Origin of the sequence: Algibacter sp. (genome assembly GCF_049667265.1) — a bacterium.
Lineage (GTDB): Bacteria > Bacteroidota > Bacteroidia > Flavobacteriales > Flavobacteriaceae > Algibacter_B.
This window is the reverse complement of record NZ_JBATHX010000018.1, coordinates 1-10,601: the sequence shown is the minus strand read 5'-3', so window position 1 is coordinate 10,601 and position 10,601 is coordinate 1. Positions and strand designations below refer to the sequence as shown.

The following is a 10,601-nucleotide window of genomic DNA, read 5'->3' as shown; positions in this document are numbered from 1 at the left end:
ACAATGGTGTAAAACGACTCATCAAAAACGTATTTATTAAACGCATCAAACACAACACTTTCGGCTTCGTTAACAGCGCTAAAGTCAGCAATAGTTTCTCTATCAATTTTAGTAAACGCCGCATTTACTTGAAAACTTCCGTTGTTATAGCTATACTTTGGCGAAACTCCAACGCGCTTTTGTTGCGACACATACTGATCATTAGTATCATTAAAGGTATATGTTGGTGCCGGAAAACCATCAATATCCGTTTTAAACTTATCTAAACTTGCATAAGCTGAAATCTCAAAACTTTTAGAAAACTCATAACCCAGTTTCAAATTGGTGTTATACCTCGAAAACGGATCTTTTTCAGCGTTATCCGATTTTGCAGCCGACAAACCATCAACATAACGGTTTCCAAAACTTGCCAAATAAGTAAACCTGTTTAATGTTCCGTTTATAGATACGTTGTTTGCAAAACTTGAGCCATTGTAATTCAGATCATTTTGAGTTTGGTTTGTGCCAATAACACTTAAAAAACTACCTGAAATGACGTCTTTAGAGGATTTTTTGGTTGTAATGTTAATTACCGCTGATGCTGCAGCATTTCCATAAAGTGTACTTGCGGCACCTTTTACTATTTCAATAGATGCAATGGTATTTAAATCTAATAAACGTAAATCAAGCTCGTTTGACACTAATGACGGGTCATTTATTTGCACACCATCAATAAGTACTAAAACCTGTCTGTTATTTCCCCCTCTAACAAAGGTTCCTAAATTTTGTCCCTCTACACTTCTACTTCCATGAATTTCAATACCACTTTTGGAATTAATTAAATAGGAAACTGTTCTACCTTGGTTTCTTTCAATCTCTTGCTGAGAAATTCTAATAACCGTTTTACCTGAATTTTCACGTTTTAATTTAAACCGTGAATCTGAAACAACAACCTCATCCAGTTGCTCTACTTTTGTTGAATCGATTTGCATTTGCGCAAAACCAATCATTGACCATCCTAAACATAAGGCGCTCAAAACATTTACTTTTTTCATTTAAAATGAATAATTACTCGGAATGGTAAGGTGTGACCCATACGCAAACTTTTATCCCGAAAGTTTAACTAATTAATTGTTTTGAAAATGGCAGGTCTCCTGACTTATTTAATGTTGCTTTTTCCTTCCCAGCCTATAGCCAGTGGTTTGTAGTGCACAACATCCTCTTTATGAGGTACTGAAACATGTTCAGCATAAACTTACAGTTGCGGGAACAGCTCAAGAATGAAGAGTAACGAATCTCGATTTTTGATTTTTGAATCCTTAATTCGTAAATCATCAATCGTTAATGGTCAATCTTTTCACTTGATTCCCTTTTAATCCGTTTAGCAAAAACTAAACAGAACCAAATTTCGCTGTAAAAGTAAATGTTTTTGATAACGTAGCTAAGCAAACTTTACTTTTTCTTATTCAATTTATAAATAAGATAAATAAAGCCTGCAAGAAAATGAACTATAATAACTGCAGCTACTATATATATTGTTAAATTTGAACCGTTTCGCATGGGTTTTTATTTTTTTTCAAAATTAATAACCAAAAGTATTTTAGCGTGCTACAAATGTTACATCGGTGTATGAAGTTTAAATATTTTTTATTATTACTAAATGTTGTTGTTTTTAGTTGTAAAAATGACCAAAAAAAGCAGTTTGAAGATGTTAATAATGGGCAAAATATACCAATAATATATGCTGAAGGCTTTTCAATTAAAGATTATAAAAACTATAAAGTTTTAACCATTAAAAAACCTTGGCCTAATGCTGAAAAAAATTATAGTTATGTTTTAATTGATAAAGAAAATGCTGCAAAAACAAGCTTCAAAAAGGATGAATACAATGGCATAATTGTTAATCCCATTCAAAAAATAGTAGTCACTTCAACAACCCATATTCCGGCATTAGAATTATTAGATGTTGAACAAACTTTGGTTGGTTTTCCGGGTTTAGATTATATTTCGTCCGAAAAAATAAGAAATCAAATTGACATTGGAAACGTAAGAGAGCTTGGCAAAAACGAAGGTTTAAATACCGAAGTACTTTTAAATTTAAACCCGGATCTGGTTGTTGGTTTTGGTATTGATGGCAATAATTCATCCTTAGAAACGATTAAAAAATCGGGAATTCCAGTTATTTTTAATGGCGATTGGGTTGAAAGCTCTCCACTTGCAAAGGCCGAATGGATAAAGTTTTTTGGTACACTTTACAATAAAGAAAAAAAAGCCGATTCCATTTTTAACAACATTGAAAAAGATTATTTAGAAGCTAAGCAATTAGCAAAAAACGCCAAAACAAAACCAACCGTTTTAAGTGGCGCCATGAATAGCGATATTTGGTATTTACCAAACGGAACAAGTACCGAAGCACAACTTTTAAAAGATGCTAACGTAAATTATTTATGGCAAGATACTAATGGTCCTGGAAGTTTAAAACTGAATTTTGAATCGGTTTTTGTAAAAGCTAAAGCCGCGGATATTTGGCTAAGCCCTTCTAACTATTCAAGTTTAGAAGCCTTAAAGAATGGTAACGAAAACCATGCGCTTTTTGATGCCTTTAAAATTAAAACTATTTATAGTTTCAACAATACAACTGGAGCATCTGGCGGTGTTTTATATTTTGAATTAGGAATGACAAGACCCGATTTAGTTTTAAAGGATATTATTAAAATTTGCCATCCAGAATTATTAGAAAATTACAAACCTTATTTTTTTAAACACCTCGAATAGTTGGCAGATAAAAAGACATATCAGTTATCCTTCATCATACTAATAGCTATTTTAATAGGTTGTTTTTTTATGAATATTAGTCTAGGTTCTGTTTCAATTCCTTTAAAAGCGGTGTTTAATAGTTTAATTGGAAATCCAATAGAACACGAAACATGGCAACATATAATTAGGAATTATAGATTACCAAAAGCCTTAACAGCCATTATTGTAGGCTCTGGTTTAGGTATTTCCGGTTTATTAATGCAAACCTTATTTCGGAATCCATTAGCTGGTCCTTTTGTGCTAGGTATTAGTTCTGGCGCTGGTTTAGGCGTTGCTTTAGTTATTTTGGGCTCAGGGATTTTTGGTGGTGTGTTTGCCGCAATTTTTGCCTCAAAATGGGGTGTAGTTATTGCTGCCAGTTCGGGTAGCTTTTTAGTGCTTTTAGCTGTTTTAATGGTTTCTATAAAAGTTCGCGGTACTATGGCTATTTTAATAATAGGACTCATGTTTGCAAGTATTACCTCTGCGATAGTAAGTGTTTTGTCCTATTTTGGTTCTGCCGAACAACTTCAACAATATGTGTTTTGGGGTTTTGGTAGCTTAGGAGATTTATCTTGGGATGATTTACTCATCCTATTCATTATTTATAGCATAGGAATCATTCTAGCTGTAGCATCAATCAAATCCTTAAACACTTTACTTTTAGGTGAAAACTATGCCAAAAGTTTAGGATTAAACATAAAAAGGAGCCGCCTTTTAATTATTTTTGCAACAAGCTTACTTGCAGGTACTATAACAGCATTTACGGGTCCAATTGCATTTATAGGGTTAGCTATTCCCCATATCACTAGACAAGTTTTTAACACGTCCAATCATAAAACATTACTACCCGCAGTATTTTTATTTGGAGCCATTGTTATGCTAATTTGCGATAGTATTGCACAACTACCAAATAGCGATTTTACTCTTCCAATCAACGCGATAACGGCATTAATAGGAGCTCCTGTTGTTATTTGGCTATTAGTTAGAAAACGAAAAATGGTATTTTAATATGACTATAATTTCCAAAATATCAAAAACAAAATTTCAAAATATTCCGCTTAAAAGCACGAATAAGTTTTTTGATTTTAGATATTGGAATTTGAGTTTTTTAAACTAGAATTTATGATAGAAAAGAACGAAAATATCATTTTAAGAACAGACGATTTATCGATTGGTTATATTTCAAAAAAGGAAAAAACGATTGTTGCTTCTAATATTAATATTAAATTAAATAGAGGAGAACTTGTTGGTTTAATTGGTGCAAATGGCATTGGGAAATCTACGCTTTTACGAACATTAACTCATGTTCAAAATCCTTTAAGTGGTGCCATTGTAATCAATAAAAAAAATATTTTAGATTACCACCCTATAGATTTAGCAAAAGTGATGAGTTTGGTGTTAACTGAGCAAATAGCATCAAAAAATTTATCAGTTTTCGAGATAGTAGCTTTAGGAAGACAGCCATATACCAATTGGGTTGGTAATTTAACAGATGAAGATATGGTAGCTATTACAAAAGCCATACAACACACTAATATTAGCGATTTAAAAAACAAAAAGTGTTTTGAACTTAGTGATGGCCAATTGCAAAAAGTAATGATTGCCCGTGCATTAGCCCAAGATACCGATTTAATAATTCTGGATGAACCTACCACGCATCTAGACATGTATCATAAGGCATATATTTTAAAATTGCTACAAAAATTAGCTAAAGAAACTGATAAAACGATTTTGTTTTCTTCGCATGAAATTGATTTAGCCATTCAACTATGTGATAATTTAATTGTAATGACTTCAACTGAAGTGGTTTCAGATTCACCATGTAATTTGATTGAGAAAGGGACTTTTGAAAATTTATTTCCAAAAAACTTAATAGCTTTTGATAAAAAAACTGGGAGTTTTCGGGTAAAATAATAATATAAATACCTTTTGTATTTGTTCAAAGTGAAGTAATGAAAAGCAACCTTTTTTATTAAAATTGAATCTATTAATAATCTTCATTTATATAGATTCTTCACTTCCCTTAGAAAGACAAAATACTTATCTTTGGCTAAATTTCAATTCCCTTCATGAACGACAGTTTGATTCTTATTCTATCCATTTTAGTTGCTGCAGCAATTGGTGCCTATTTAGGTATGCTTTTCACCAAACTAAAAAGTAAAAGTGAACAAAGCACACTTGAAGAACGTCAAAATCAAATGCAATTAAATATTGACGAGTTAAAGCAAAATTTGACCAAAATAGAAACAGAACGTGAAGATATACGAAGAGAAAAAGACTTTTTAAATACAGAATTAGCCAGAAAAAATTCAGAATACGAAAACCTTCAAGAGTTCAACCTTAAACGCGATAAAGAATTAGAAGAACGTCAAGAACAACTTCGAAAAGATTTTGAAATTTTAGCTACCAAAATTCTTGATGAAAAATCTGAAAAATTTACACTTCAGAATAAAGAAAACATCAAAAATATTTTAAATCCTCTTCAAGAAAAAATAAAAACTTTTGAAGAAAAAGTAGATTTAACACAGAAAGAAAGCATCAGTATGCATTCTGCCTTAAAAGAGCAATTGCTAGGTTTAAAAGATTTAAATCAACAAATGACAAAAGAGGCAACCAACCTTACTAGAGCTTTAAAAGGTGATAGTAAAATGCAAGGAAATTGGGGTGAATTGGTGCTAGAACGTGTTTTAGAAAAATCTGGTTTAGAAAAAGATAGAGAATATTTTGTACAACAAAGTTTTACTAGAGAAGATGGCTCAAGAGTTTTACCAGATGTGGTTTTACATCTTCCAGACGGTAAAAAAATGATTATTGATAGTAAGGTGTCTTTAACAGATTATGAGCGTTTGGTAAATGCTGAAGATGATGATAGACCCCGCTATTTAAAAGCCCATGTGAATTCAATAAGTCGACATGTAGATCAATTATCAGAGAAAAATTATCAGGATCTGTACGATATAGAATCTCCAGATTTTGTTTTAATGTTTATCCCCATTGAACCTGCTTTTGCGGTGGTAGTTAATGAAGATAATTCCATTTATAATAAAGCCTTTGAAAAAAATATTGTAATTGTTACTCCTTCCACCCTTTTAGCTACTTTACGTACTATTGACAGCATGTGGAATAACGAAAAACAACAACAAAACGCCATTGAAATTGCCCGACAAGCTGGAGCACTTTATGATAAATTTGAAGGTTTAGTTAGCGACCTAACTGGTGTTGGAAAAAAGATTGATGCTGCAAAAAGTGATTACTCATCTGCTATGAATAAATTAGTTGAAGGTAGAGGAAACCTTATAACAAGTGTTGAAAAACTTAAAAAAATGGGCGCAAAAGCCAAAAAATCGCTTCCTGAAGCTATTTTAAAACGTGCTGAAGAGGACGACAACTAACCCTTAAATTTCATGAAATTTTTAATTAAATCATTAGTATTTATTCTTATTTTGATTGCTGGTTATTTCAGTTTTATTTATTTTCTTCATTATAGTGATGGTGTAAGAGCTGGAAAACTTGTTAAATTTAGTAGCAAAGGTTATATTTTTAAAACTTGGGAAGGCGAGATAAGTCAAGGTGTTTCTGACGCTCAAACCTTTGTTTTTTCTGTTGAAGACAATGAAAAACAAGTAATTGAAGATCTTAATGAGTTTCAAGGTAAATTTGTAAAACTCCACTATTTTGAGCGCTACAAATCCTTATTTTGGCTCGGAGATACTAAATATTTTATAACTAAAGTAGAAAAAGAAAAAAACTAAAACCACCAATATATGTTTAGACACGCCAAAGACTCTCAAGTATCCATTACAGAACTTATGCTACCTGCCCACTCTAATTTTAGTGGTAAAATTCATGGTGGACACATATTAAATTTAATGGATCAAATAGCATTTGCCTGTTCTTCAAAACACTCCAGACATTATTGTGTTACTGCTTCAGTAAATAAGGTTGATTTTTTAAATCCAATTGAAGTTGGTGAATTGGTTACACTTAAAGCCTCTGTAAATTATACAGGTAGAACATCTATGGTTATTGGGGTTCGTGTGGAATCTCAAAACATTCAAAGTGGCAAAGTCAAACATTGTAATTCTTCCTATTTTACTATGGTTGCCAAAGATGAGAACGGTAAAAATGTAAAAGTTCCTGGTTTAATTTTAGACGACATACAAAGTGTGCGACGTTTTGCTAGAAGTATTGCGAGGCAAGAGCAGTCTAGAACAAGATCTTCTCGATTTAAATCATCAGAATTTAAAATGGAAGAACATCTTGACCTGATTAAAACCCAAAATGCGACTATTGAATTGTTTGAATCGTAGCTTTTGAATGCTATGAATTAAAAAGTAAACAAAAGCATTAGTTTTTAGCTAAACTTTAGCGGATAGGTGCGTTAGGGATTGAAGCGGCATACTTTTTAAAACAAGAAAACCATACACTTGGCATGTACTTGAATTTGAAAGATTACCAGGTTACTTGATACTCGTAATGACTTTTTAAAAAGATATAGCGTAAAGCCTGCCGGCAGGCAGGCAGGCAGGCAGGCAGGCAGGCCCAACCCTTGTGGTAACGCCCAAAACAAAAAAAACCCCGTATGAAACGGGATTTTTAAATTTATAATATGTGATTCTTACTTACTTAAATACATTTTTCGCCTTGAATATAAATCGTAAAAGGCGTCGTCTTTTAAACCATCAATAAATAGGATGCTTTCTCCCGTACTTTTCATTTCCGGTCCTAGCTTCTTATTCACATTATGGAATTTATCAAAAGAAAATACAGGTTGCTTAATGGCATAACCATTTAATTTTGGCTGGAAATTAAAATCTTTCACCTTCTTCTCTCCTAGCATCACTTTTGTTGCGTAATTCACATAAGGTTCACCGTATGCTTTAGCAATAAACGGTACCGTTCTAGAGGCTCTCGGGTTGGCTTCAATAATAAAAACAGTATCGTCTTTTATAGCAAATTGTATATTTATTAAACCTACTGTATTAAGTGCCAATGCAATTTTTTTAGTGTGATCTTTAATTTGTTGCATCACTAAATCGCCAAGATTAAATGGTGGTAACAAAGAATTACTATCGCCTGAGTGAATGCCACAAGGTTCGATATGCTCCATGATTCCAATAATGTAAACATCTTCACCATCACAAATAGCATCCGCTTCAGCTTCAATAGCACCATCTAAATAATGGTCTAATAACAGTTGATTCCCTGGCATTCTACTTAGTAAATCGACAACATGCTTTTCTAATTCTTCCTTATTAATTACGATTTTCATGCCCTGACCTCCTAAAACATACGAAGGACGCACCAAAATTGGAAAATCTAACACATCGGCAATGGCAGCAGCTTCATCAGCTGTTGTTGCTATATCAAATTCAGGGTAAGGAATATTATTTTCTTTCAACAATCTTGAAAAATGCCCTCTATCTTCAGCTAAATCAAGAGATTCAAAACTAGTTCCTAAAATCTTAATACCGTATTTAGTTAATTTTTCAGCAAGTTTTAAAGCTGTTTGCCCGCCAAGTTGTACAATAACACCTTCTGGTTTTTCATGCTTAATGATGTCGTATATATGTTCCCAAAATACAGGTTCAAAATATAATTTATCGGCCGTATCAAAATCAGTTGAAACGGTTTCAGGATTACAGTTTATCATAATGGTTTCGTAACCACATTCAGCAGCAGCTAAAACCCCATGAACACAACAATAATCAAACTCAATGCCTTGGCCAATTCTATTTGGACCAGAACCTAAAACGATTACTTTTTTCTTATCAGTAACTATACTTTCATTATCCGCATAACGCTTACCATCAGCAGTTTCCATATCACTTTCAAAAGTAGAATAGTAATATGGTGTTTTAGCTTGAAATTCCGCAGCACAAGTATCCACTAATTTATAAACTCGATTTACACCAAGTTCTTCACGTTTACTATATACTTGACTTTCTAAACAACCCAACATATGCGCTATTTGTCTGTCGCCATAGCCTTTTTGTTTTGCTTCAAGCAATAAGTCTTTTTGAATAGTATCAATTGTAAAGGTTGAAATTTCATTTCTCAGAACATGTAATTCCTCATATTGCTTTAAAAACCACATATCAATTCTAGTGATTTTATGAATTTTGCTCAAAGGAATTCCCATAGCAATGGCATCATAAATAATAAAAACACGATCCCAAGAAGCATAGGTCAATTTTTCTATAATCTCATCGTAGTTTTTATTTTCTTTAGCATCGGCACCTAAACCATTACGCTTAATTTCAAGCGATTGCGTTGCTTTATGAAGTGCTTCTTGAAATGAACGACCAATACCCATAACCTCTCCCACAGATTTCATTTGAAGACCTAAAGTTCGGTCTGATCCTTCAAACTTATCAAAATTCCAACGTGGTATTTTTACAATTACATAATCTAAAGTCGGCTCAAATAAAGCTGAAGTAGATTTTGTAATTTGATTATTTAATTCATCTAAATGATAACCTAAGGCTAATTTAGCTGCAATTTTAGCAATTGGGTATCCTGTTGCTTTACTTGCCAATGCTGAAGACCGCGAAACACGTGGGTTAATTTCGATAGCAATAATATCTTCATTTTCATCAGGTGAAACTGCAAATTGCACGTTACAACCGCCTGCAAAATCGCCAATATTTCGCATCATATGAATGGCCATATCACGCATTTTTTGAAACGTTCTATCGCTTAAAGTCATTGCTGGTGCAACTGTTATAGAATCTCCGGTATGAATTCCAATCGGGTCCATATTTTCAATAGAACAGATGATAACCACATTATCATTCGAATCTCTAAGTAACTCTAATTCATACTCTTTCCAACCAATTAAAGCCTTATCAATCATCACCTCATGAATTGGAGAAATCTCTAATCCACGCGTTAATAATTCATCAAAATCTTCTTCTTTATAAACAAACGATGCGCCTGCTCCACCTAAAGTAAAGGATGCTCTAATAATTAATGGGAAACCAAATTCTTGAGCAATTTCCTTACCTTTTAAATAAGATGTTGCTGTTGCTTGAGGCGCCATTGGAATTCCAATTTTAAGCATCAGCTCTCTAAATTTTTCTCTGTCTTCAGTAATATTTATAGCATCAATATTAACACCAATAATATCAACTCCAAAATCTTTCCAAATCCCTTTTTCATCAGCCTCAATACATAAATTTAAAGCTGTTTGACCTCCCATAGTTGGTAAAACGGCATCAATTTGTGGATGATCTTTTAAAATTTGAATAATCGATTTGGTATTTAATGGCAGCAAGTACACATGGTCAGCCATTGAAGGATCTGTCATGATAGTTGCAGGGTTAGAATTGATTAAAACTGTTTCAATTCCATCTTCTCTTAATGAACGTAATGCTTGAGTTCCTGAATAATCAAACTCACATGCTTGTCCAATTACAATAGGACCTGAACCAATAATTAGTATCGATTTTAGTTTTGGATTTTTTGGCATTTTTTAGTGCTTAAATATTGTACTTTAATGTGTTGCAAAAATAGTAATCAGTAGATATAAAAAAAGGCATTACCGTTAAGTAATACCTTTTAATTATCAACAATTGTTAATCATTATTTCTTATGTCTAGTTTCAGTTGACACAGATAATTTTTTTCTTCCTTTAGCTCTTCTACGTGCTAATACCTTTCTACCGTTAGCAGAAGCCATTCTTTCTCTGAAACCATGTTTGTTTCTTCTCTTTCTTTTAGAAGGCTGAAATGTTCTTTTACTCATTATCTTATATCTTTAAACTGAATTGTATTTTTTAAATAGATGGCCTTGTTAAAACCGAGGGCAAATATACAAAGCCT

9 protein-coding genes and 1 riboswitch are annotated in these 10,601 nt (G+C 32.7%); of the genes, 6 read left to right on the top strand and 3 right to left on the bottom strand.

The window, feature by feature from the left end; all coding sequences use genetic code 11:
* A partial coding sequence (locus WBN21_RS00645) for a TonB-dependent receptor (RefSeq protein WP_424197385.1) occupies positions 1–1,034 on the bottom strand: 1,034 nt, incomplete at its 3' end.
* Positions 1,035–1,106: 72 nt separating this feature from the next.
* Positions 1,107–1,400: riboswitch (cobalamin riboswitch) on the bottom strand.
* A gap of 208 nt (positions 1,401–1,608) precedes the next feature.
* Here WBN21_RS00645 and WBN21_RS00640 point away from each other — a divergent pair.
* The 6 genes from WBN21_RS00640 (at position 1,609) to WBN21_RS00615 (ending at position 7,088) form a co-directional block, all read left to right on the top strand.
* Positions 1,609–2,754 carry an ABC transporter substrate-binding protein gene (locus WBN21_RS00640; RefSeq protein WP_424197384.1) on the top strand — a complete coding sequence of 382 codons (1,146 nt, stop codon included), beginning with the start codon at positions 1,609–1,611 and terminating at the stop codon, positions 2,752–2,754.
* A complete protein-coding gene (locus WBN21_RS00635) occupies positions 2,755–3,786 on the top strand; it encodes a FecCD family ABC transporter permease (protein WP_424197383.1) in 1,032 nt (343 codons plus the stop codon).
* 114 nt (positions 3,787–3,900) lie between these two features.
* The gene (locus WBN21_RS00630) at positions 3,901–4,692 is read left to right on the top strand and encodes an ABC transporter ATP-binding protein (RefSeq protein WP_424197382.1); all 792 of its coding nucleotides are present in this window, start codon (positions 3,901–3,903) and stop codon (positions 4,690–4,692) included.
* Between the two features lie 155 nt (positions 4,693–4,847).
* Positions 4,848–6,170 (top strand): DNA recombination protein RmuC, encoded by a 1,323-nt coding sequence (gene rmuC, locus WBN21_RS00625; protein WP_424197381.1) that lies wholly within the window; start codon positions 4,848–4,850, stop codon positions 6,168–6,170.
* A gap of 12 nt (positions 6,171–6,182) precedes the next feature.
* Entirely contained in the window at positions 6,183–6,530 is a 348-nt protein-coding gene (locus WBN21_RS00620; protein ID WP_424197380.1) for a 6-phosphogluconate dehydrogenase, read from the top strand.
* A gap of 12 nt (positions 6,531–6,542) precedes the next feature.
* Entirely contained in the window at positions 6,543–7,088 is a 546-nt protein-coding gene (locus WBN21_RS00615; protein WP_424197379.1) for an acyl-CoA thioesterase, read from the top strand.
* A gap of 308 nt (positions 7,089–7,396) precedes the next feature.
* On the opposite strand, the gene carB is transcribed toward WBN21_RS00615, so the two are convergent.
* Complete coding sequence (carB, locus tag WBN21_RS00610) at positions 7,397–10,249, bottom strand: carbamoyl-phosphate synthase large subunit (RefSeq protein WP_424197378.1); 2,853 nt, start codon at positions 10,247–10,249, stop codon at positions 7,397–7,399.
* Positions 10,250–10,362: 113 nt separating this feature from the next.
* On the bottom strand, positions 10,363–10,524 hold the full coding sequence (rpmH, locus tag WBN21_RS00605; RefSeq protein ID WP_042495769.1) for a 50S ribosomal protein L34: 162 nt from the start codon (positions 10,522–10,524) through the stop codon (positions 10,363–10,365).
* Positions 10,525–10,601 lie beyond the last annotated feature (77 nt).

Excerpts from the sequence above, each read along its gene's own strand:
- carB (WP_424197378.1), bottom strand. The coding sequence starts at position 10,249 with ATGCCAAAAAATCCAAAACTAAAATCGATACTAATTATTGGTTCAGGT.
- rpmH (WP_042495769.1), bottom strand. The coding sequence starts at position 10,524 with ATGAGTAAAAGAACATTTCAGCCTTCTAAAAGAAAGAGAAGAAACAAA.
- WBN21_RS00615 (WP_424197379.1), top strand. The coding sequence starts at position 6,543 with ATGTTTAGACACGCCAAAGACTCTCAAGTATCCATTACAGAACTTATG.
- rmuC (WP_424197381.1), top strand. The coding sequence starts at position 4,848 with ATGAACGACAGTTTGATTCTTATTCTATCCATTTTAGTTGCTGCAGCA.
- WBN21_RS00640 (WP_424197384.1), top strand. The coding sequence starts at position 1,609 with ATGAAGTTTAAATATTTTTTATTATTACTAAATGTTGTTGTTTTTAGT.
- WBN21_RS00620 (WP_424197380.1), top strand. The coding sequence starts at position 6,183 with ATGAAATTTTTAATTAAATCATTAGTATTTATTCTTATTTTGATTGCT.
- WBN21_RS00630 (WP_424197382.1), top strand. The coding sequence starts at position 3,901 with ATGATAGAAAAGAACGAAAATATCATTTTAAGAACAGACGATTTATCG.